This window comes from Bacillus sp. RC242, from assembly GCF_044908245.1.
In the GTDB taxonomy this organism is placed as follows: Bacteria; Bacillota; Bacilli; order Bacillales; family Bacillaceae_G; genus Bacillus_A; species Bacillus_A mycoides.
In genome coordinates this window covers 329401-351217 of sequence record NZ_JBIYCZ010000002.1, presented here as the reverse complement: position 1 = coordinate 351217, position 21817 = coordinate 329401, and the positions used below count along the sequence as shown (strand labels likewise).

At 35.6% G+C, this 21817-nt stretch carries 21 protein-coding genes and 4 pseudogenes; 20 read left to right on the top strand and 5 right to left on the bottom strand.

The window, feature by feature from the left end; translation table 11 throughout:
- Nucleotides 1-10: 10 nt before the first annotated feature.
- The gene (locus ABH957_RS05560; RefSeq protein WP_404510721.1) at nucleotides 11-289 is read right to left on the bottom strand and encodes an NUDIX hydrolase; all 279 of its coding nucleotides are present in this window, start codon (nucleotides 287-289) and stop codon (nucleotides 11-13) included.
- Between the two features lie 969 nt (nucleotides 290-1258).
- Here ABH957_RS05560 and ABH957_RS05555 point away from each other — a divergent pair.
- From ABH957_RS05555 to ABH957_RS05535, 5 genes are all read left to right on the top strand, one after another.
- Nucleotides 1259-1579 carry a PadR family transcriptional regulator gene (locus ABH957_RS05555; protein ID WP_002128372.1) on the top strand — a complete coding sequence of 107 codons (321 nt, stop codon included), beginning with the start codon at nucleotides 1259-1261 and terminating at the stop codon, nucleotides 1577-1579.
- A gap of 75 nt (nucleotides 1580-1654) precedes the next feature.
- Nucleotides 1655-1996, top strand: coding sequence for a DUF1048 domain-containing protein (locus ABH957_RS05550; RefSeq protein WP_002014108.1), 342 nt, complete (start codon nucleotides 1655-1657; stop codon nucleotides 1994-1996).
- Nucleotides 1997-2164: 168 nt separating this feature from the next.
- The gene (locus tag ABH957_RS05545) at nucleotides 2165-2926 is read left to right on the top strand and encodes an ABC transporter ATP-binding protein (RefSeq protein ID WP_404444283.1); all 762 of its coding nucleotides are present in this window, start codon (nucleotides 2165-2167) and stop codon (nucleotides 2924-2926) included.
- Nucleotides 2927-3676, top strand: coding sequence for an ABC transporter permease (locus tag ABH957_RS05540; protein WP_404510719.1), 750 nt, complete (start codon nucleotides 2927-2929; stop codon nucleotides 3674-3676). It abuts the gene before it with no gap.
- 1156 nt (nucleotides 3677-4832) lie between these two features.
- The gene (locus ABH957_RS05535) at nucleotides 4833-6152 is read left to right on the top strand and encodes an aromatic amino acid transport family protein (RefSeq protein WP_282914951.1); all 1320 of its coding nucleotides are present in this window, start codon (nucleotides 4833-4835) and stop codon (nucleotides 6150-6152) included.
- A 294-nt stretch (nucleotides 6153-6446) separates the two neighbouring features.
- On the opposite strand, the gene ABH957_RS05530 is transcribed toward ABH957_RS05535, so the two are convergent.
- The gene (locus ABH957_RS05530) at nucleotides 6447-7409 is read right to left on the bottom strand and encodes a helix-turn-helix transcriptional regulator (protein WP_215551947.1); all 963 of its coding nucleotides are present in this window, start codon (nucleotides 7407-7409) and stop codon (nucleotides 6447-6449) included.
- A 110-nt stretch (nucleotides 7410-7519) separates the two neighbouring features.
- Here ABH957_RS05530 and ABH957_RS05525 point away from each other — a divergent pair, with 110 nt between their 5' ends.
- The 6 genes from ABH957_RS05525 to ABH957_RS05500 all read left to right on the top strand — a co-directional run bounded on the left by ABH957_RS05525 (nucleotide 7520) and on the right by ABH957_RS05500 (nucleotide 11188).
- Entirely contained in the window at nucleotides 7520-7999 is a 480-nt protein-coding gene (locus ABH957_RS05525) for a GyrI-like domain-containing protein (protein ID WP_404510717.1), read from the top strand.
- On the top strand, nucleotides 7986-8495 hold the full coding sequence (locus ABH957_RS05520) for a phage tail protein (protein ID WP_078178994.1): 510 nt from the start codon (nucleotides 7986-7988) through the stop codon (nucleotides 8493-8495). Before ABH957_RS05525 ends, ABH957_RS05520 begins: the two co-directional genes overlap by 14 nt.
- Before the next feature lie 164 nt (nucleotides 8496-8659).
- A complete protein-coding gene (locus tag ABH957_RS05515) occupies nucleotides 8660-8917 on the top strand; it encodes a DUF3963 domain-containing protein (protein ID WP_033709324.1) in 258 nt (85 codons plus the stop codon).
- A gap of 192 nt (nucleotides 8918-9109) precedes the next feature.
- Nucleotides 9110-9742 carry a LysE family translocator gene (locus ABH957_RS05510; protein WP_002066409.1) on the top strand — a complete coding sequence of 211 codons (633 nt, stop codon included), beginning with the start codon at nucleotides 9110-9112 and terminating at the stop codon, nucleotides 9740-9742.
- A 296-nt stretch (nucleotides 9743-10038) separates the two neighbouring features.
- A complete protein-coding gene (locus ABH957_RS05505; RefSeq protein WP_404444291.1) occupies nucleotides 10039-10638 on the top strand; it encodes a TetR/AcrR family transcriptional regulator in 600 nt (199 codons plus the stop codon).
- Between the two features lie 4 nt (nucleotides 10639-10642).
- Nucleotides 10643-11188 carry a hypothetical protein gene (locus ABH957_RS05500; protein WP_404444294.1) on the top strand — a complete coding sequence of 182 codons (546 nt, stop codon included), beginning with the start codon at nucleotides 10643-10645 and terminating at the stop codon, nucleotides 11186-11188.
- Nucleotides 11189-11456: 268 nt separating this feature from the next.
- Here the strand turns inward: ABH957_RS05500 and ABH957_RS05495 are convergent.
- Together ABH957_RS05495 and ABH957_RS05490 are read right to left on the bottom strand one after the other, a co-directional pair.
- Nucleotides 11457-11995, bottom strand: a pseudogene (locus tag ABH957_RS05495) (Tn3 family transposase); the annotation flags it as partial.
- 656 nt (nucleotides 11996-12651) lie between these two features.
- Nucleotides 12652-12780 (bottom strand): hypothetical protein, encoded by a 129-nt coding sequence (locus tag ABH957_RS05490; protein ID WP_404444297.1) that lies wholly within the window; start codon nucleotides 12778-12780, stop codon nucleotides 12652-12654.
- A 162-nt stretch (nucleotides 12781-12942) separates the two neighbouring features.
- On the opposite strand from ABH957_RS05490, the gene ABH957_RS05485 reads away from it, so the two are divergent.
- The 8 genes and pseudogenes from ABH957_RS05485 (at nucleotide 12943) to ABH957_RS05450 (ending at nucleotide 19392) form a co-directional block, all read left to right on the top strand.
- Nucleotides 12943-13461, top strand: coding sequence for a hypothetical protein (locus tag ABH957_RS05485; RefSeq protein ID WP_404510716.1), 519 nt, complete (start codon nucleotides 12943-12945; stop codon nucleotides 13459-13461).
- A gap of 233 nt (nucleotides 13462-13694) precedes the next feature.
- Entirely contained in the window at nucleotides 13695-14852 is a 1158-nt protein-coding gene (locus tag ABH957_RS05480; protein ID WP_404510715.1) for a sensor histidine kinase, read from the top strand.
- Nucleotides 14849-15517 (top strand): response regulator, encoded by a 669-nt coding sequence (locus tag ABH957_RS05475; protein ID WP_002087571.1) that lies wholly within the window; start codon nucleotides 14849-14851, stop codon nucleotides 15515-15517. The genes ABH957_RS05480 and ABH957_RS05475 overlap by 4 nt, the downstream gene beginning before the upstream one ends.
- A 100-nt stretch (nucleotides 15518-15617) precedes the next feature.
- Nucleotides 15618-16076: a CcdC protein domain-containing protein gene (locus tag ABH957_RS05470; RefSeq protein WP_002137524.1), complete on the top strand. Its 459-nt coding sequence runs from the start codon at nucleotides 15618-15620 to the stop codon at nucleotides 16074-16076.
- 360 nt (nucleotides 16077-16436) lie between these two features.
- Nucleotides 16437-17716 (top strand): annotated as a pseudogene (gene aceA / locus ABH957_RS05465) (isocitrate lyase).
- A 633-nt stretch (nucleotides 17717-18349) separates the two neighbouring features.
- Nucleotides 18350-18628 (top strand): annotated as a pseudogene (locus tag ABH957_RS05460) (hypothetical protein); the annotation flags it as partial.
- 294 nt (nucleotides 18629-18922) lie between these two features.
- Nucleotides 18923-19117, top strand: a pseudogene (locus tag ABH957_RS05455) (hypothetical protein).
- A gap of 116 nt (nucleotides 19118-19233) precedes the next feature.
- Entirely contained in the window at nucleotides 19234-19392 is a 159-nt protein-coding gene (locus ABH957_RS05450; RefSeq protein WP_002137521.1) for a hypothetical protein, read from the top strand.
- A gap of 222 nt (nucleotides 19393-19614) precedes the next feature.
- On the opposite strand, the gene ABH957_RS05445 is transcribed toward ABH957_RS05450, so the two are convergent.
- Nucleotides 19615-20196 carry a TetR/AcrR family transcriptional regulator gene (locus tag ABH957_RS05445; protein ID WP_000124675.1) on the bottom strand — a complete coding sequence of 194 codons (582 nt, stop codon included), beginning with the start codon at nucleotides 20194-20196 and terminating at the stop codon, nucleotides 19615-19617.
- 275 nt (nucleotides 20197-20471) lie between these two features.
- On the opposite strand from ABH957_RS05445, the gene ABH957_RS05440 reads away from it, so the two are divergent.
- Nucleotides 20472-21731 carry an MFS transporter gene (locus tag ABH957_RS05440; RefSeq protein ID WP_215586666.1) on the top strand — a complete coding sequence of 420 codons (1260 nt, stop codon included), beginning with the start codon at nucleotides 20472-20474 and terminating at the stop codon, nucleotides 21729-21731.
- Nucleotides 21732-21817 lie beyond the last annotated feature (86 nt).

The window sequence follows — 21817 nt, the reverse complement described above, 5'->3', positions numbered from 1 at the left end:
TTCAGGCCCATTATTTATTGGTTCCCCCCCCTAGTAATTTCCCTGAAAATATATGTTGCATATCATCGTATTGAGGTTGGTGATATTCTCCTATTTTACGCTCAATAGCAATTATATAGCCCGTTTCTTCTTTAGTTTCTCTTATAGCACACTTATCTAACTGTTCATTTTCTTCTAGTCTTCCCCCAGGCAAATCCCAGATAGGATAATCATTTCGTTTAACTAACAATATTTTGCCTTCATTATTATCAACAATAGTAAAGCACCCTGTGGTTTTTGTAGTATTCATTATAAATATGATCTCCTTAACTTACGCAATTGCCAATCAACTTATATTTCTCTTTGTCTAATAAATTTTCCTTCTTACTGAATTAAATGGACCTTTAGTTGAGTAATTTTATTGCTACTCAACATTTCCTTAATCCGCCTTTCAATTCAGATCTTCTTTTCATTTTTTATTATAAAAACACCCATTTAGATAAACAGATCCAAAGGGGCAAAACGGTACGACTTTATTTCAAAACCACAGAAGAACACAAAACGAATCTTTCTTATTAATAAAGGGAATCTGCAGCATCCATCAACTTCAAAATTTTATCCCGCTATTTGCGGGCAGTAAAACTCCCACCTCAAAATTCAGCTGGAGCAAAGAAGTTAGGGGGGAGCCCTGCTGCCCGTAAACGCCCCACTGATTAAAGTTTCACTTTATAAAGAATTTGTATGTATTCGCAAGCTTATGTATTAGATGCACAGGTGCATTAGTAGAAGAACAAAAAAATGATCCGTCTTCTTAATAAAGAGAGCTAGCCACATTCATTAACTTCGGAATATTATAACGCCCCAAAACAAAAATGTGGAATTTTTGTTTTGGGGTATTTCCTTTTCTTAGCTGGATAGGTATGTGGTGAGATTTCTTAAGAAGAAAATAGGCAGTATCCAATAGATAATAGCGGATTTAAGAAAAAATTTAAAAATCGAGTTGACATTCTATCTACATAGTCATACAATGTAGTGGTAATGAGTAATACTGAATAGCGTAGTTTTTAAAAATATATTCAGTATCCAATAGGCAAAAGCGGATTTAAGAAAAAATTTAAAAATCGAGTTGACATTACATCTACTTAGTCATACAATGTATTTGTAATAAGTAATACTGAATAGTGAGGTTTCTCAAAAGCTATTCAGTAAAAATTAGCCTTAGTACTCTGTGATACTGAATATAAGTCAGACAGAATAGGGGGTAAAGGAGGATCAGAATATGGAAAATTTAACTGAAATGTTGAAAGGTTCGCTGGAAGGATGTGTTCTGGAAATCATTAGCCGCCGTGAAACTTATGGCTATGAGATTACCCGCCACCTGAATGAGCTTGGGTTTACTGAAGTCGTGGAAGGAACGGTCTATACCATCCTTGTGCGATTAGAGAAGAAAAAACTTGTGAATATTGAAAAGAAACCGTCAGACATGGGGCCGCCTCGCAAGTTTTATTCACTAAATGAGGATGGCCGTCAGGAGCTTGAATTGTTTTGGAGAAAATGGGATTTTGTATCATCAAAAATTAACGTCTTGAAGTCAAACTAGCCTCATAAGATTAAATATTCGGCCGATATTTTGGGAGTTTCTTGTTCTGCTTTATAAAAAAGGAGGAAAAATAATATGTTGGAAATGTTCAAAAAATTAATTGGTGATAAAAAAGAGTACAAAATGATGATGGCACGTGTTGGAGCTCTGCCAGAGGACTATCAGTTTGTGTTTAAGAAAATTCAAAACTACATGTGGAATTTCTCAGCTGGTAACGGGATGGATATGCTACACATACAGTATGAACTAATCGATTTGTTTGAAGCCGGTGCGGCGGAAGGCAGACAAGTGCTAGAAATCACTGGGGAGGACGTGGCATCCTTTGCTGACGAACTAGTGGCAAACGCTAAAACTTATGTTTCCAAGTATCGTGAAGATTTGAATGAAAGTATCATGAAGCAATTGAGAAAAAAATAAATGCAACAGGTAATACCGACTGATTAGCTGGTTACAAATGTGAATTGACGCCATTGCTATTCAGTTATATTTTCAAATCGGTACTAAGTAATACAGATTATCAGTAATACTAAATAGAGGGTGTAGGCAGTCTATCTTTACAAAACATTTTTTAAGGAGGAAAAAAGCATGACCAATACAGCGATTTCTGTAAAAGGATTAAAAAAATCCTTTAAAGATAAAGAAGTGTTAAAAGGGGTAGATTTTGAAGTGCAGCGTGGCGAAATTTTCGCATTGCTGGGCTCAAATGGAGCGGGCAAGACGACGATAGTCAATATCCTCTCGACGCTGATGAAGCAAGATGGCGGCGAAGTAGGTATTTGTGGTTTTGACGTTCAGCGTCAACCGGATCATGTTCGTCAAAGTATCAGTCTGACAGGGCAGTTTGCAGCTTTAGACGGTATGCTCACGGGGAGAGAAAACTTGATAATGATTGCCAATTTGCGTGGAGTTTCTATTCCTGCTCAAGTCGCTGATAATTTGCTTGCAAGATTCAGCCTGACTGATGCAGCCAACCAGAGGGCAGACCAGTACTCAGGTGGGATGAAGCGCCGGCTTGATATCGCCATGAGCTTGATTGGGACGCCAGCAGTCATTTTTCTCGATGAACCGACGACAGGGCTTGACCCCGAAGCGCGGATTGAAGTGTGGGATACCGTCAAGGAACTTGCCGGCGGCGGCACAACCATCTTGCTCACGACCCAGTACCTCGAGGAAGCCGAACAACTGGCGGACCGTATCGCTATCTTGCATGGCGGAAAAATTATTAAGACTGGTACTCTTACAGAACTTAAAGAGATGTTCCCGCCAACAAAAGTGGAGTATATCGAGAAGCAGCCGACATTGGAAGAAATTTTCCTTGCGATTATTGGCAAAAAGGAGGAGATGTAAATGAAGAGCAAAACAGGGGTATTATTAGGGCGCTTAATGCGCAACATCATGCGCAGTCCAGATACAATTATTACGGTAGCGATTTCGCCGATTATGATGATGCTGTTGTTTGTCTACGTATTTGGCGGCGCCATAAAGACAGGAACGGATAACTACGTCAATTATTTATTGCCGGGAATCTTGCTGATGGCTATCGCATCCGGTGTCGCTTACACTTCCGTACGGTTGTTTACGGATGTAAAGAGCGGGCTGATGGCACGTTTCATTACTATGCCTATCAAGCGTTCGTCGGTATTATGGGCTCACGTATTAACATCACTTGTTGCTAATGTGCTTACTATCGTGGTGGTTGTTCTTGTTGCGCTCTTAATGGGCTTCCGTTCCAGTGCTAATATTCTGGATTGGCTCGCGGTAGCTGGAATACTCGGGATGTTTACGCTGGCGCTGACATGGTTGGCTATCATTCCTGGGTTGACAGCGAAGTCTATGGAAGGGGCGACAGCCTACTCGTACCCACTAATTTTTCTGCCCTTTATTAGTTCGGCCTTTGTTCCTACCGAAACTATGCCAAAAATTGTTCGTGCGTTCGCTGAAAACCAGCCTGTGACTTCAATCGTGAATGCGATTCGTGCCCTCTTATATGAAGGGACTGTTGGCAACGATATTTGGATTGCACTTGCTTGGTGTGTGGGCATTATGGTTATCGCTTACTTCTTCGCCGGCAAAGCATTTAAACGTCAGTTAGGGTAACACCACCAGTTCGGTGCACAATGGCAACTAAACCTTCTGGAATAATATATATATGGGAAAATGGATTTAAATCACATTAATCTTAGTTATTGCTATAATTGTTAGTATTCTTACTGGTTATGCAGTTGGTACGTAAGTAGGCTCAGACGTTGAGAAAAAGCAGACTGAGAGAGTTAAAAGGGAAGAGATAATATTTTGACCTCAATTCTAATTGCCATATAATAAATGCAATTTTTATACATGAAAAGCCCACCTATTTCCGTAGGTGGGCTATATCTTTACTACACAATTCGAAAGTATACTCTCTTTTTCTAAATATGTAATTATGCATATTTAGAAAAAACTACACTTAATAAATATTACATATAGTAAATGGAAACTTATGGTGTAATTCTTTTAATAGGCTCAACATGATAACCATTATATAAGGTGCGTAGGCTCCTTTGGAAAAGTTCTTCTTTTCTGAAAAATGAATATTAATTCGTTATATGTAATAAAAATTCATGAGAATAATTTTATGTTTTCTAAATTTATTCCTTTACATCAATGTGTATTATTTATTACAACAGCTTCATGTCAAAGATAAGATGTGAAAGCAAAGGGAAATATAAGTATCTTTATAACGAGTTCCTAATATAATCAATGTGTTAATGAAAGGAACTCTGTATTATGTTTACTTTTCTATTAACTAATACAGCTTCAAAAAATAGACACAATTGCTACATACCAATTGTAATTTATTATCTATTCATAATTCTGTTTATTCTGTCTTTCTAAAAATAAAAAAATATTAGACTCGCAAATATAAACGTTATAATGAGGGCGTCGAGAGGTAACCGATTACCTACGAAGAAAATATCAAACATTTTAAAATTGGACAGACTGAAACGATTACTTACAGAAAGGTGTGTGACCAGAAGGGGAATTTCTTCAAAATAGTTTAGCAGCAGCGGACATCGTATTAGCTGGTGTAAACAATATCATCAATGGTAAGTATAGGGTTGGAGGATAAATGCCTCGCACATTAAGAGAGACAGCTTTAGGTGGAATCGTTTACAATATGGCGCATCTAGTAAGCGGTTCATTTTTTAAGAATGGTCTATATTCTTAAGCCTAAAAAGAGACGTAAGAATAGGATACAAGGGGGATTTATTATATGAATGGGAATACTGCAAAAAAAATAGAATTTCAAGCTGAAAACACTGCAGTGAAAAATGAGAAATATCCAGATCCTAAAAAGTGGCATAAACAAGATACTACCTGGGCATTGAGCCTTTTTGGAACAGCAATTGGAGCAGGAGTACTCTTTTTACCTATTAATGCCGGTTCAGGTGGTTTATTATCATTACTGTTAATTACGATACTTGCATTTCCTGTTATGTATTACTCACATAGGGCACTTGCTAAAATGATATACGCTTCCAATTCTGCTGATGAGGGGATTACAGGCACAATAAGAGAGTATTTTGGCAATAAGGCAAGTATAATTTTTAACATAGTATATTTCGTCTCAATTTATACGATCGTACTGATGTATTCGGTTGCACTTACAAATACTGCAAGTAGTTTTATCGTGCATCAATTGCACATGCCGGAGCCTCCAAGGGCCATTTTATCACTTGTATTAGTACTCGGTCTTATCGCTATACTAAATTTCGGTCAAGATATCACTGTAAAGATAATGAGCATGCTAGTATATCCTTTCATAGCTTCTTTACTGTTTATCTCAATATCTTTAATTCCACAGTGGAATACGTCAATGCTTAGTTTCTCAAGTGCGTCTACTGCTTCAACAGGAACAGGGTATTTTGGAGTGATATTGATGATACTACCAATCATCGTATTCTCGTTCAATCATTCTCCTATGATTTCGTCATTCGTTATGAAACAGAGAGCTACGTATGGAATAGAAGCTACTGATGCCAAGTGTGCTCAAATACAAAAAGTTTGCTATATCATGACATTCGCTGTTGTTATGTTCTTTGTTTGGAGCAGTACTTTAAGTTTGACTCCAGATGATCTTAAGATGGCAAAAGAACAGAACTTGTCAATCCTATCATATCTTGCTAATGAGCTTAATTCGCCTGTAATCACTATTGCAGCTCCTATCATTGCTTTTGTGGCTATTACAAAGTCTTTCCTTGGCCATTATGTAGGAGCGTATGAGGTAATGCGTGACATGATTATGAAGTCCGGTAAAAAACGCGGGAAAGATATAGGAGAAAAAACAGTTCAGACAATGATTCTTACTTTTGTCGTATTAACATGCTGGTATGTTGCTTATGCAAATCCAAGTATTCTTGGAATCATTGATGCTCTTAGCGGTCCATTAGTTGCTGCGATCTTATGTCTATTACCAATGTATGCGATTCGTAAAGTACCAGTACTGGCTAAATACAGAGGGAAAATGAGCAATGTGTTTGTCATTGTTGTAGGTATACTTACTGTCCTAGCAAGTATTAAGTCATTATTCTAATTCGCTATTGTTAGTTCAAGTGCTAAAATAGTGGGATATGAAAAAAGAATGAAAGAGATTATGGATAAGATACGTCCATATTCGAATTTTAAACAAGCTGTTTTATGAGGGTTAAACTCTAATATAAAAAGACATGAACAAAGATTAGTTCATGTCTTTTTTTTGTGTTGGCGTTATTCTTAGAAGAGCGTTTCAAGTAGCGGTAGCGAATAAAATGTTTTTACTAGGTATTTAAATAGAGGTAACTGGCATCTAGTCAAACTCAATATTATTTTGGGTTTAACTGGCCACTGCTTATGGGCAGTATAAACATAATCTCTCTTTTAAACCTTCTAACACTTCTTCAGGAACTTCCCTGATTTTGATATCTTTACCTAGGAAAAGTAGCCAATTTGTTATTTCTATCAATTCATCGAGATTGTTAACATTGATAAAAGTTTTTAGAATGGCTGTGGATTGGTAAGGATTTGTATAGGAAATAGAAATTTTTATAGGATGATATTTTTTGAACTGGGTAATCGCTTTTGGACCAAGTTCAAGTACAAGGTTGATTGCTTCGTCCCTCTTACTTAGTTTTTCTGAAATTTTTTTCTTACTTAATCTGTTTTTCGGCGTATAGGTTTCGACATTAATGAGATGATCAACGAGAAACATCTTCTTTTTTTCTTCTTTTATGTCAAAGCCTTCAATTATCCAATGGCTTTTTTCTTGATAAAGGTGCAGTAGATAAATTGGATAAAACTTGGTTTCCTCCTCTTCTTTTACTGTAATCAATAAATGGCTATCTAAAAGAAGGGTTTGGATGAGTTTTTCTAACATAGGATGGGGGAGGTCAGAAAGCTCAAGTAGGTCAGGATTATGAGGGTTAGTCCCTTCAAAAAGCAAGATTTGATTTAAAAGAACAAGGTCATCCTGCTGGATTTCTGAGATGAGTCCTAGTAGTTTTTCGGCTAAAGACTGACGACTCTTTAGATAGGGCAGTTGTTGATTTCTTGTGGCCATAAAGGCAATAAAAAGAGCTTTGACCTCATTATCAGTAAAGCGAACAACGGGCAAGATAGAGTTATGCATGACAAAATATCCTCCATCCCTGCCAACTTCAGCGACGAGCGGCATCCCCATGGCTTCAATTTCTCTAATGTCTCTAATAGCTGTCGATCGTGAAATGTTAAATTCTCGTATGATTTCAGAAATTGTAAAGTGGGAGCGGTTGTTAATATAGCGCATGATCGTATTAATCCGTTCAACTTTTTTCATGTTGGTCTCCTAAACAGTATCATTTTTTGACATGATTTAAAGATATTATAAACTCATCAAGTGAAAAGATAAATCGTTTGATCAATTTAAAAGTGAGGAAGGTTTTAAATATGAAAAATTATACAATAGAAGAAAAAGATAGCTTTATCGTGTTAGGTATTGGAACTGAACTTAAGAGCCACTATACAGACTTTGCGGGCATAAACAAGGAAAAGGCAGACTTTTGGCTGGCTGTCGAACAAGATGGAAGGTTGGACACTTTAAAAGCTTTAGCTACAAATGATTACATTTTTTCTGTGAGTGAAGCGGTGAATAACAAGATGATGTATTACGCTGGTGTCATGACAGAGGCAACGATACAAGAAGACTCTAGAGTTATCCAGTTTCCGAGGGGAGAATACCTAGTAGTTAAAGGGGAAGGCGATACAGCTGAGGAGCTAAGTAATAAGCTTACTGGTATTGCATTTGGTCAAGCATTAGCAGAAGTAAAAGATTTTTCCTATGTTGGTGGGCCAAATACAACAGTTGAGATGGGGCAGCGAAACGGCTTAGTATTTGGTGAAATATGGATTCCAGTTGTTAGGAAGTAAAGTGTTAAAAGGAGAGATGGAATTGTCCAATATAGTTGATTTTAAAAACGTAACTACAGCTGGCATGGAGTCTTCACCTGTAGCAGAAGCACTTGCTGGTTTACGTGCCCATGAAGCACGTTACTTTATGAATAAATACAAGCATGAATTTACGGTTGTACCAGCTAGTGAAAGCGAGAAGACTCTTGATTATGTGAACCGCATTTTGAAAGAAGAACGTGATATTGAGTTTGCGGCAAAACCTTTAGAAACATCGTGTTTTCAAGTGGAAAATATTAAATTTGCCTATGTCTTCTATGAGGATGGTCTTGCAGTCAACGTCATGTATACGTTGGATAACCCAAAGAAGCGGGCCGTTGGATTTAAGCTTTCTGAGGGAATGGAGATACCAACGGAGTTAGTAGAGAAGTTTAAGTTTGCTAGACAGAAGTCTAAACTTGCTGGAACAATTCGAGGTTCGTTTTTTGTAATAAAAGGAGAATATAGTGTAAGTTGAAGAATCATTCATTTGTTATATTGAGTTATTTTTTAAAAGGCGCGATTAAGGCTAACAATCTTAAATTGTTAGCCTTTTTTACATAAGTATAATATTCATAGTCTGCTACACACTATGTTCAGATAAAATAAAACGAAAGGAAATTACTGTAGGGTGGTGGTGGCGTGAGCAAAAAAAGGCTATTTGAGTTATTCTTAGTAACTTTTGCTTTACTATTCCTTCATGTAAGCACATTTACTAATGAAAAATTGAATGATAAATTTGGTAACTTTACCTTCTTTGTTGTATTTCTCATGTTTTATATCAACGTTGCATTTATAAAGCGGTATTTTGATGATATACAAAAGTGGATTAGAAATATCACATTTCTTCTTGCCCTGTTAGTAGTAACTTTAATATCACTATGGATAGGTTACTTTTAAAGCCTTGTGATCAAGAAAGTCCCCCAGTTTAAAAAAATGGAGGACTTTTCATAGTCTTCTAAATACAGTGAACCCCGATAATAATAGGCTATGTTAACCTTATATGAATAGGCATACATTAATCTTTTTTCTCCTCAATCATGATAAAATGGACGATAAGAAATTTATGTAAGATAAAGGTGTGGAAGATTCATGGTCAGTTTTAGCACTTTGCTAGCTTTTGCAATTGTTTCACTTAGTATGGTTTGTTCACCTGGGCCTAACATGATTTATCTCATTTCTCGCTCGATTACGCAGGGGCGTATGGCAGGATTCATTTCTCTTTTGGGTATCATGCTTGGCTTCATAATTTATATAATCGCAACAATGTTCGGACTTACAGCCCTTTTCCTAGCTGTTCCGTCTCTCTATGAAGCAGTTAAGTGGGCAGGTGCTGCTTACTTACTCTGGCTCGCATGGAATTCGATTAAGCCCGGTGCTACATCTATTATGGAACCTCGTACTATTGCTATTGAGCCGCCACGGAAATTATTTTTAATGGGACTTATGACGAATCTGCTGAATCCTAAGATTGCTATTTTGTATGTGTCACTTCTACCTCAATTTGAAGATCCTGAGAAAGGATCGTTGCTTCTACAAGGTGCAGTTCTGGGCTTTACACAAATAACGGTTAGCTTTATAGTCAACCTCCTAATTGTATTTACAGCAAGTAGAGTTGCCAAATGGTTTGGCACACGCCCAACGTGGCTGCGAGTGCAACGTTGGCTTATGGCAAGCGTCTTGACAGGTCTTGCTGTACGTCTTGCTTTTGAACGTCGACAGTAAGAGTCTTCTTGGGGAAAGTTACTATCTTTTTGGAACGATTGTAGGGGGAATAAGAATGATATTAAAAATAAAGCCAGCTACTGTATGTTCTTACTTTTACCTAACGTTTTTTCAAAAATGCTAGTAGATGCTGTTTCTTTTTTTAGGGGATACGGTAGGAATACCGTATTTTTTATTATAGGGGAATTTTGTTTTGTTAGCTTGAGAGCAATGTGAAACCTAAAATAATATGATCATATTATTTTAGGTACTTTTTTTATAATATGATCGTATTATAAAAAGGGAGGAGGATATGAGTGCCTAAAATTGTTGATCAAATACAAAGGAAGAATCAGATAGCCACTGCTACTTGGCGTGTAATATTAGAAAAAGGTATTGATAAAGCTTCTATACAGCAAATCGCTGACGAGGCAAACATTTCGGTTGGACTTGTTCAGCATCATTTTTCGTCTAAAAATGAATTAATTCATTATGCAATGAATTTAGTATTGAATCGAATGGAAGAACGGGCAAACAATCGTACAAGTGAATTTAAGGGAACGAAAGAAGAAGCACTTAGAAGATTAATGAAATTTATTATTCCTTCTAATAAAGAAGAAATGTTGGAAGGGAAGGTTTGGATTACATTTCTGGGTATATCCTTTAGTTCTCCAGAACTTATTGAACTTCGGAAGAAAATGGATGACCATACGAGGTATCTTATGGGAATAATTCTAGATTTAATGAGGGATCTAGGATACGTCACACCAGGTCACAATAGAGAATTTGAATTAGAGATACTGTACGGATTTATTGATGGGCTAGTAATTCATGTCCTTCAAACACCAGAATCATATCCAGAAGAAAAAGTAAATCAACTTATTGAGTATTATTTAAAAGAAAAAAAGAGGGATTAATCGCATGAATAAAGTTTTCATTATTATTCTTGTAGTCGTTATTGTATTGATTATTAGGCAGCTTATCCCGAAGAAAGTAGATAGCTTCGATCTTCTTGGTATACCAATCATGGCTATAATTAGAACTTATATGGGTCTTCCAAATAGATTGGACTATATTATTACAATTGAATTAATTAGCTTGCTTATATTAGGAGCGATAGTTGGTTATTGGCAAGCTAAGAGGGTGAAAGTTTTTCATCATAATAATCAATTATGTAGTGTTGGAGGCTATACGTATATTATCGGATGGATTATTATGCTTTTGGGCAGGATTGTTATTTTATTGTTGTTCAATCTCAACTCGCTCGTATTGACATTTCAAGCGGGACAGGAACAGTTTACGAGTGAAATAATTAAAGTTCTTTCTCATGCTGGAGATTGGTTAATATGGTCTACTATTCTTGCATCTTCCATCATGTATACCGTTACCTTATATAAAGATCACCCGGATATCAAGAAATTAATACATGATCGTTTTAAAGAAATAAAACAACGAATAAAATATTAATTTAACTAATTGTTGTTATATGGGCTATTGCCACATGCCCATCAACTTAAGAAAATAAATCAGCCCCAAAACGAAAAAATGAGCTTTTTTATTACAAATTAGCACAAAATCTCGTTCTGGGGATAGCTGTATTTTCTTAGCTTAATAGCGATGTGACTCTACCCCTATTAGGGGGTCCTGACGTCAAAACGTGGATATTATACGCTAAGACATTTTTTGAGAAAAAAGACCCTGATTTCCTTACGCTAAGCAGGAAATCAGGGTCTTTTTATGTTCTTAAAGGACGGAACGAATGATAATTGCTGACAGTAAAGTTGTACTCAGCTAGAAAATTAATATGCTCCCAACCAAGAGGTGAGATATGAGGAAGCAACTCTTCTCGATGTTTTCCAATCTTTTTCATATGTTCAATAGCTTGAGATAGATACACAGTATTCCAGATACTGATTGCATTGATAATTAGATTTAATGCACTGGCGCGCTGTAATTGGTCTTGTAGTGCCCGTTCTCGAAGTTCACCGTGTTTCCCGAAAAAAATTGCGCGTGCTAATGCATTCATAGCTTCTCCTTTATTCACCCCCTTTGAATCCGCCGGCGTAAAGTTTCGCTAGAAATATAGTCTAGGATAAACAGTGTTTTTTCAATGCGTCCCATCTCTCTTAGTGCTGTTGCAAGACTGTTTTGCCGGGAGTAAGAGCCCATTTTGCTCATGACAAGGGAAGCTGATGATGTTCCTTCGCGAATGGAATGTGCGAATCGAAGGACATTGTCATAATTATCTCGAATGACTTTTGTAGGGGTTCGACCGAGGTACATGTAATTTCGGGTCATATCCTGTATTTTATTTCCAATAACCATATTTTATTATAACAAAAAGGTTTGAAATCAATAATGTTATGAATTATTTTTGATACAGTATTTTGTTACAACCAGTTCAACAGTTAGGAAGTTTCGTATTTTTAAATACAAAACGTAACAAAAATGAACGTTTATGTTACAAATATCTCCGAAAAATAACATCTAGGAAAAAATGTATCGCTACGACCTATTTTTACACCTATCTCGGCCGAATCCCACTATGATTTCACTTATTGATAAAGAAAAAATCAATGATGCTAAAAAAGATGTTACATCGAGGGTTACGAACTACAAAAAACAAATATCCTAAATTATACTGTTTATTTTCCTATCAAAATCATTTATATTTTGACCAAATAAATTTAAAAAAATTTCTCGAAAAAACAGCCATTCACTTTTTCAAAAATGAAAATAATAATAAACAATTATCCATATTTTATATTGACTTAGCGACCTGTTATCAAAAGGAAAATCAATTCGAAAAAGCTTGTTTATATTACCAAAAAGGCATCTCTTGTATAAGGATAGTCAAAAGTTTAAATATCATCTCATAAAAATGTTTAGTTACAATTTTAATAAGAAAACATATTCAAAACTCCTATTTTTTACATAGCAAATAACATTTTTCCATGTGCTGTTGTTGTATCTACCGTAATAATAATTGGCTTTTGGTTAAAATATTTCGGTTGATGAAGATATGTTGCTGTCCCATATATCCAGTTATATATATTCAAGTGACTTTTTTCACAAAAGAATCATAAAAAACTCTATCTATAGATAGAGGGTATTCAAAAAAAATCATCTTTCAGATAGATGTTCTAAAATAGTAGGGATGTTACAATCCTCCAGTAAGTAAGCAAATAAACAATAAATTTATACTTTATGGGGGTTTTAATTTGAATACTCAAGCTTGGATAATGATTGGTGCATTTTTAACAATTGTATTATTAACACAAATCGGAAGAAAAGTATTTACAACCACAAAGGCTGTATTGCCATTTATTCTTTGTGGTATAAGTGTTTATTTATTCGTCGAGGAAATACCTACCTCAGGTTCAAATATGACCGCACTCATAATCATGACAGTGGTCGGCATGATCATGGGAGGGCTAATGCTTTTTACAGTGAAAGTAGAATATGGTTCTGACAATAAAGCGTACGTAACTGCTGGCATTCCTTATTTATGTTTATGGATTGTTGGACTTGGATGGCGAGTCGTATTAGCTTATGTAGCGACAGACTGGTATCCACAACAATTTATAGATTTCATGGTATCGAATCACTTGGATTTTAATGTTATAGCCCCTGCTTTCGTATTTTTTACAATTGCGATGGTAGTTATTCGTACTATTGGAATTGTGATTAGGATACAAAGATATAGAAAAAATCTAAAGCAAATTAAAGAAATAGGTTAAGAAAAACAACTTCTTTTGCATAATGAAGTAGGTAAAACAAACACACTATACTAACTACTTCATTATTCTTTTAATTTCAGATTTTAGATGATATGTATTAAAGGAATTTAACTCAACTATGAACTATTATAATTGGGAGTTGTAAATTTCCAACCTTTAAATCAAGAAATGGATATTCATCTATAGCCAAAAAATATAGAGACTAAACAGTAAGGTTGGGAGGGAATAAGTACATGGAAAAAGTATTTTTAAAAATGATTGATAGTCATGCAGGAAATGCGATAGGAATCATCTTAATATGCGTATTTTTTTATCAAGGTTTCGCACCTCATGGTACCTTTGCAATATGGGTTTGTAGCGTTTTTGTAACAATTTATCTATGGATGTTGTATTCACCAAAATCTTGGTGGAATGCAAGGAAGTACGCTTTATTTACGAGTATATTAATAAGCATATCATGTGTATTATATTTTTCTCATCCGAATTTTCCAAATTATGCGTTATGGCCACTCATAGTTTTTCTTGCCGCTGCAGAACCAAAGTGGACACGAGTAACGACAATTTTAGCTGCTATAACGGGGATAGTTATTATTCTATTTATACATACGAATACGTTTCCTTATCAAGAAACATTAATTATTATCGGCCTCTATGTCTCGATCCGAAGCACATCCAAGCTAAGAGACGCATATCAAAAAAATCAAAAACAACTAAAAGAATTAGACGAAGCACATGCTGAACTACAAGAAACAACGGTATTTTCTATGCGATATGCAGCTTTTACGGAAAGAACAAAATTAGCAAGAGAGATTCATGATGGACTTGGACATCAAATGACCTCACTTATTATTCAATTACAGGTCCTTAAGATTATCTTAAGGAAAAATCCTGCTGATGCCCAAGATCATGTTGAAGAACTTTTAAAGGTGGCACGAAAAGGAATGGAAGAAATCCGCGTCGCTGTTAAGGAATGGACAAGTGATGAAAAAGATCTCGGGCTTACTTCATTAAAAGGATTGATTTCACAGGTTCAAGCGAATTCTTTATTACAAATTGAGTTCATTCAAACTGGAAATATAACAGAGTGGACGATGGAGGAAAGTACAATTCTGTATCGCATTCTACAAGAGTCTTTAACTAATGTCTTACGACATTCTAATGCAGATTCTGTTATTGTAAGCGTAACAGAAATAGACGGAGTAGTAAAACTCACAATTGATGATAATGGTATATATACAGGGGATAAGCCATTAAAATATGGCTTTGGACTCAATGGTATGATAAAACGCTGTAAATCAGTTGGAGGTAATTGTTCCTTTTTTCTAAATGAACCAAAAGGACTTCGAGTTGAAGCCACTATTCCAATTCAGAAAAATGGAGGAGAAGTATGACAGAAAAGATTCGTATTGTGCTAGCTGATGATGAACCATTTGTTCGAAAAGGCCTATGCTATATTATTGAAATGCAAGATGACATGGAGATAGTTGGGGAATGTAAAGACGGTAAGGAAGCAATTAAAGTGGCTTTAGAAACTGCACCAGATATGGTAATTATGGACATTCAAATGCCTGACTTATCAGGCATTATGGCTACTAAAAATATTATGAGTATATTACCAAACACAAAGGTTGTTCTATTAACAACATTTGATGTACAACAATATGTCTTAGATGGTATTCGAGCTGGTGCAGTGGGTTATATATTAAAAGATACTGAGACGGAGGAAATGTTAGATAGTATTCGATCTATGAATAGAGGGGCAATGATTTATAATAGCACGACAGCAAATCAAGCTTTTACACAATTTATAAAACACGATAATAATGATTATAATTTAGCTAGCGAAGAACTTGAATATACGGAAACTCTAACTAAGCGAGAGATTGATGTTTTACAATTATTAGCTTATGGAAAACAAAACCATGAAATAGCTAAAATCCTTTATGTTTCCGAAGGGACAGTCAAAACTCATATCCACAATATTCTTCAAAAACTAGATGTAACAGATCGTACACAAGCAGCTGTAATGGCAATTCGAAAAAAAATTGTAAAGTGATATCTACTGTATGTAGTAAAAAGAATAAAATTTTAAATTAACATAGTGTTTTTCTAATTGAAATTAAACAGATCATAATAAAAAAGAAGGAGAGTATAGCATGGATAATACAACTGGTCTTATTATTTTAATTCTTATAATTCTCCTTAAACTAAAAGAAAGGGAATTGAAAGTTCAACGAATGTGGATTGCTCCTGTATTAATCGCATACTATACATTTACTCATGTATTTAACGATCTCACATTAATAGAAACAGGTCTATTTGTAGTATTACTTGCTCTTGGAGGAATTGTAGGAGCTGTGCGTGGTTCTACAACTATAATACGAATCGATAAAAATAATGGGAAGGTTTATGCTAAAAATTCTTATATCGCCTTAGGTATATGGATTGTTGTATTTATTTTACGTTTTATTGTAACGTATATTTTTAAAGGTTCAAGTCAGTATGCGCTAGGTTTAGTAACGAATGGTATTTTTTGCTTTATTGCGGCGAGTGAGTGTATAAGAAAAGGGATTCTATACTTAAAAGCAAAAAGTTTGATGCATTCAAAACATTAAGTATTGCTAAGGGTAATTTTTGTAGTATAGCAAATTTCAGTGTTTTTCTAACATCAACACATTGCCATCAAGTTAAGAAACTCATTTTTTATGACTCTTTCTATTCAAAATGAACTACAATTGTTTACTGAGAAATTCCCCAGACATATGTCATCACATATCTTGGATAAATTAGCTAGAGAAATAGGATTTGTTCAACAGGAAAATAAATATTAGCATCTTTCTTCCAAGAACAAATAAAAGAAAGCGTTGATTCTTATCTTCATTATCCAGGAATATACTCAGGCGGCCAAGAAAATATTTAGTGCAATAGTTACTCGAAAGAATAACTGAAAAATAACATACGAGGAGATGGAAGAAATGAAAAACGAAAGAATTCAACAATTACAAGAAAATTGGGAGTTAGATAAACGTTGGAAAGGGGTAAAACGCCCGTATTGTGCCGAAGATGTTATTCGTCTTCGAGGATCTATCGATATTGAACATACACTAGCACGCCACGGTGCAGAGAAACTTTGGCAATCGCTTCATATAGAAGACTACATCAATGCGCTTGGTGCATTAACAGGAAATCAAGCAATGCAGCAAGTGAAAGCAGGCTTAAAAGCAATTTGTGTAAGTGGTTGGCAAGTAGCTGCTGATGCCAATTTATCTGGACATATGTATCCAGACCAAAGTTTATATCCAGTGAATAGTGTGCCCTCTGTTGTAAAAAGAATCAATCAAACGTTGCAACGTGCTGATCAAATTCAGCATATGGAAGGTGGCAGTGATATAGATTATTTCGTACCAATTGTTGCAGATGCAGAAGCTGGTTTTGGTGGGCAATTAAACGTATTTGAATTAATGAAAGGAATGATTGAAGCAGGTGCAGCAGGTGTACATTTTGAAGATCAGTTGTCTTCAGAAAAGAAATGCGGACATTTAGGTGGAAAAGTATTATTACCGACACAAACGGCGGTACGTAATTTAATTTCTGCTCGTTTAGCTGCGGATGTTATGGGCGTGCCGACAGTAATCGTGGCAAGAACAGATGCAGATGCAGCAGATTTAATTACGAGCGACATTGATCCAATTGATCAAGAATTTATTACAGGAGAAAGAACAACGGAAGGTTTTTATCGTACAAAAGCGGGGCTCAATCAAGCAATTGCACGTGGCCTAGCATATGCACCGTACGCAGATCTTATTTGGTGTGAAACGTCTGAACCAAATTTAGAAGATGCGAAGCTTTTTGCAGAAGCAATTCATGAGAGATACCCAGGAAGTTACTCGCATATAACTGTTCACCGTCGTTTAATTGGAAACAAAAATTAGATCAAAAAACAATTGAAAACTTTCAAAAAGAAATGGCATCATATGGTTACAAACTCCAATTTGTAACACTTGCAGGATTCCATTCGTTAAACCACAGTATGTTCGAATTAGCACGCGGCTATAAAGAACGTGGTATGGCAGCGTATTCTGAATTACAACAGGCCGAATTTGCAGCAGAAGAGCATGGTTATTCTGCTATGCGTCATCAACAAGAAGTCGGAACAGGTTACTTTGACGAAGTAGCACAAGTGATTACGGGTGGAACTTCATCTACGACAGCGCTGAAAGGTTCTACGGAAGAATTGCAGTTTAAAGATAATTAATTCAGTTATTGTGGAGAAAGTCTTAAATAACATTGGCATTTTGAACAAAAATTGCATGAGAAACATATATATATAATATTCAATTTATTTCGAATTTTATCAATATGGTTGTTGCATTTTTAAATTATAATATAAGTAACTCTTTTTATTGCTATATATCTGTCATTTCTTGTTACAGAATCCTTATTACAAGGATTCTGTTTTTTTGCATTAAATTTCTACAAACAAAAAAGATAAGGTCGGAGAATTCAATCTTATCTTTAGTACAAGGAGTAAACATAAGGGATAATCATCATATTTTTATCACGCTTTATAGTTTGAATTTTGAATATTCAAACTATAAATAACAAGTATATCTATATTGAGAAATTTATTGCAAATTTAGTTGTAAATGTTTCAAATTAGAAAAGGTTAGCTCCTCACTTCACCCCAGCCAAAAACCTTACACCCAAAAACGAAGGGTAACTCAATTATCAAACTCATATTAAGTTTCAATCTTGCCTAAGCACCCATTAGGATATACAATTGATCATCTATTTTTCTTTACATAATCTCCAGATACAGTCCATATCAACTATAGATTCTTGTCTTATGCTAAATGTAGTTCCAAACAAAACAAGGAGGTAATGAAAAATGATTAAAACATTATTAGCAGGAGCACTTTTAAGTACAGGATTGGTAGCGGGGGGTGCAGTAGGTGCAGATGATGCGAAAATGGACAATTTAAAATCAAATGAAGATAGTTCAAATCAAGTAATTACACGGAGTGCAGATGGAACAACGTCTTTCTCAAAAAACTTTGATGTACCTAAAGATGCAGTGCCAGCAACTCCTAAAGGAGATGCAAAAACTGTTGAAAGAACAGAAGGTACAGGTTCTCAAGAAGGAAAAATGGTACCAACAAAAGAAGGAAATTAAATACTATATAGTTATAACGAAGAGCATCCAAAAAGTGGTGCTCTTTTTATATTATAGGGATCAACTGGTTTTATTCAATATAGAACTGTAGTGGGAATTCAAGCTAGAATATGGGTTACTGTCTCTTCAAATCAGGGTGTTTGAAGCACTAGTTTTGATGGTAACGTTACAACATAAACATTTTATTAGAGATTTTTTAAATTTACATACACTCTAGATAAACTACATATCAACTTCAGATACTTGTTTTATGATACAAGTAATCAAACAAAAGGAGGGCAATACAAAATGATTAAACAGTATTAACAGGGCACTCTTTTAAGTACAGGAGATTATTAACAGGTGGAGAAAATGTTGAAGATGTACAGACAGATAAACATATTCCATATGAACAAAATGAATTGTAACAAACTCTAGAAAAGTACGATTCGAAGAAATTTGAGTTATAAAAAGAAAATAGATAAATATAGTGAAAATAGATAAATTGACAAGAGAAAAGCACTTTGTGTATATCACAGGTGCTTTTTATTTTCATTTTAATATAGGGCTTGCATTAAATTTTTACACTAAAATATATACGGCAAAAAGGGGGGAGTTCATTGCACAAAGTTATTTATGGAATATTAATTTTAATTTATACTTTGTATTCATTTTTTGTAAGTGATGGAAGTGAAGTAGGGTTTATTATGGTGTTAACTATAGTACTTATCTTTTCTGTGGTTTTAGAAAAAGGAAATGCAAACAAAACGACTGATTAAAGGTCTTTTTGTTTGCATTTTTTAGTTGGCTATTACAGTCCAGATGTTTTAGGGATAGCACCAAATCGCCATCAAGCTTAAAGAACGATTTATCCCCCAACAATAAATACGAGCAACATGCATAAAATTTTCGTTCTGGAGGTGGTATGAGATTTTGATTTGATGGAGATTTGACGCTACCCCTATAAAGGTATAGTTTTCGTACTTTCATATACAATCATGTCACTTAAGTAATGTGAGCGTCGCTGCTATTACATTGTCGACAAATGAACGTTGGGGGCGAGATTTCATCATAACCGTTAGACCGATTAACGCTACAATCAGTGCCTGTGCCAAAGACTTTGCATCTGTGTTGACTTCCAGCTCACCTGATTGGATTCCTCGTTCGATCGTCTCCTGAAAAATGACGGCGAGGTACATTTGATGTTCTCTGGTCAAAATTTCAAATCTCTCATCATGAGGTGCTAATTCAACCATTGTATTGATACAAAAACAACCTTTACTAAGATCCCCTGCGTATTCTTCATTGACGACATCGGCAAAGAAAATAGAAAATGCCTCTTTTACAGAGGAGTGACTTTGAAGCCTATTTCGTATATCAGAGGCCCGAGACATTGTATACCTGCGAAGTGCGGCTTCAAACAATTCTTTCTTATCTCCAAAAGTCGAATAAATACTAGGGCGTTGAATGCCCATTCTAGAAGTAAGATCACTTAATGAGGTAGCCTCATATCCCTTCTCCCAAAATAACTGCATTGCTGCATCTAAAACTTGATCCTCATCAAATTCACGGGTTCTTGCCATTAAGAATTCTCCTCCTCAAACTTTGATTTTATTAATTGTTTTAGGATAGGTGTGTAGGTAATTACAATTGTTGTTTTTATTACCAAACAGTATGTAATTATTATATAATTAGCCATTCTTCCTGTCAAATCAAGCTCCATTCATTTAATGCAATATTAACTTTAGTGCAAAAAATCGTTGACATCATGAATAAGGCTAAGTTATATTTACCAGTAATCATATTGTACTGAACGGTATGTTATGATTGAAAATCTAATGTGATTGGAGGTTAAGGTATGTGCAAAACAGAGACAAATATAGAAGATGATCCACTCTACACTAAGATAAGTCATAAATCTTCCATAACAAAACCTAATTTGAATCAACAGCCATCCATGTCTCACGCTTTGGCATTATTGTTTGCGACTGCCTGTGGAATGTCTGTTGCCAATATTTACTTTGCACAGCCGTTGCTTGATCAACTATCTAATGAGTTTAGTATTAACCATTCCATTATTGGTATTGTTATTACCGTTACACAAATTTTTTATGGAGTGGGCTTACTGCTACTCGTACCGCTTGGAGATTTGCTAAACCAGCGACGTCTAATTGTCGGTCAGATGCTATTATCTACAACAGCTCTGGTTATAGTTGGTACTGCTTCCTCCAGCATGGTACTTTTCGCAGGTATGGCTTTGGTGGGTCTGCTTGCAGTTGTGACACAGACTCTCGTGGCGTTTGCAGCGACCATCGCTTCCCCTACAGAAAGAGGACGTGTCGTTGGCATTGTAACAAGTGGGATTGTTATTGGCATACTTCTTGCACGTACTTTTGCTGGTATATTAACAGATGTTGCGGGATGGCGTTCTGTATATCTATTTTCTGCTGCGCTCATGCTTTTGATGGTTTTTATGTTTATAAAGATGTTGCCCAATGTTGAGCGCGAGGTAAAATCGCTATCTTACCCTCAGTTGATTAGATCGGTGCTTGCTTTGTTTATTCAAGAACGAACGTTACGCGTTCGCTCCGTTCTAGCCATGCTAATTTTTGCTGATTTCAGCATTTTGTGGACTTCACTAGTACTGCCACTTAGTACACCTCCAATTGCTCTATCTCATAGTGCAATTGGCGCATTCGGTCTTGTAGGTGTGGCTGGAGCCTTAGCTGCGGCACGGGCAGGGAAATTGGCCGATCAAGGTTACGGACAACGAACGACAGGTATTGCTTTAGCTCTATTATTGATTTCATGGTTGTTCATCAGTTATATAGAGCAGTCGTTAATCGCATTAGTGATAGGGATAGTTCTACTTGATTTGGCCGTACAGGCAATACATGTCACGAATCAAACCATGATCCTTCCATTGCATACAGAAGCACGGAGTCGACTTACTGCTGGATATATGGTGTTTTATTCTATCGGCAGTGCTGGTGGTTCAATTGCTTCGACTCAAATATACGCACACTTTGGCTGGGGAGGGGTTTCCTTACTTGGAGCCTCTGTCAGTGCTTTCGCTCTTCTTTTTTGGGCTATGACCAGACGAGTTAAGATTTCATGAAATAAACGTGTGTTAGCCAATATGAGAAACACGTTACTACCATAAAGGAAATGCTTAATTTTTTTGACTTAAAATCTAATTGGACT

Excerpts from the sequence above, each read along its gene's own strand:
- ABH957_RS05560 (WP_404510721.1), bottom strand. The coding sequence starts at position 289 with ATGAATACTACAAAAACCACAGGGTGCTTTACTATTGTTGATAATAAT.
- ABH957_RS05555 (WP_002128372.1), top strand. The coding sequence starts at position 1,259 with ATGGAAAATTTAACTGAAATGTTGAAAGGTTCGCTGGAAGGATGTGTT.
- ABH957_RS05550 (WP_002014108.1), top strand. The coding sequence starts at position 1,655 with ATGTTGGAAATGTTCAAAAAATTAATTGGTGATAAAAAAGAGTACAAA.
- ABH957_RS05545 (WP_404444283.1), top strand. The coding sequence starts at position 2,165 with ATGACCAATACAGCGATTTCTGTAAAAGGATTAAAAAAATCCTTTAAA.
- ABH957_RS05540 (WP_404510719.1), top strand. The coding sequence starts at position 2,927 with ATGAAGAGCAAAACAGGGGTATTATTAGGGCGCTTAATGCGCAACATC.
- ABH957_RS05535 (WP_282914951.1), top strand. The coding sequence starts at position 4,833 with ATGAATGGGAATACTGCAAAAAAAATAGAATTTCAAGCTGAAAACACT.
- ABH957_RS05530 (WP_215551947.1), bottom strand. The coding sequence starts at position 7,409 with ATGAAAAAAGTTGAACGGATTAATACGATCATGCGCTATATTAACAAC.
- ABH957_RS05525 (WP_404510717.1), top strand. The coding sequence starts at position 7,520 with ATGAAAAATTATACAATAGAAGAAAAAGATAGCTTTATCGTGTTAGGT.
- ABH957_RS05510 (WP_002066409.1), top strand. The coding sequence starts at position 9,110 with ATGGTCAGTTTTAGCACTTTGCTAGCTTTTGCAATTGTTTCACTTAGT.
- ABH957_RS05500 (WP_404444294.1), top strand. The coding sequence starts at position 10,643 with ATGAATAAAGTTTTCATTATTATTCTTGTAGTCGTTATTGTATTGATT.
- ABH957_RS05480 (WP_404510715.1), top strand. The coding sequence starts at position 13,695 with ATGGAAAAAGTATTTTTAAAAATGATTGATAGTCATGCAGGAAATGCG.
- ABH957_RS05475 (WP_002087571.1), top strand. The coding sequence starts at position 14,849 with ATGACAGAAAAGATTCGTATTGTGCTAGCTGATGATGAACCATTTGTT.
- ABH957_RS05470 (WP_002137524.1), top strand. The coding sequence starts at position 15,618 with ATGGATAATACAACTGGTCTTATTATTTTAATTCTTATAATTCTCCTT.
- ABH957_RS05445 (WP_000124675.1), bottom strand. The coding sequence starts at position 20,196 with ATGGCAAGAACCCGTGAATTTGATGAGGATCAAGTTTTAGATGCAGCA.
- ABH957_RS05440 (WP_215586666.1), top strand. The coding sequence starts at position 20,472 with ATGTGCAAAACAGAGACAAATATAGAAGATGATCCACTCTACACTAAG.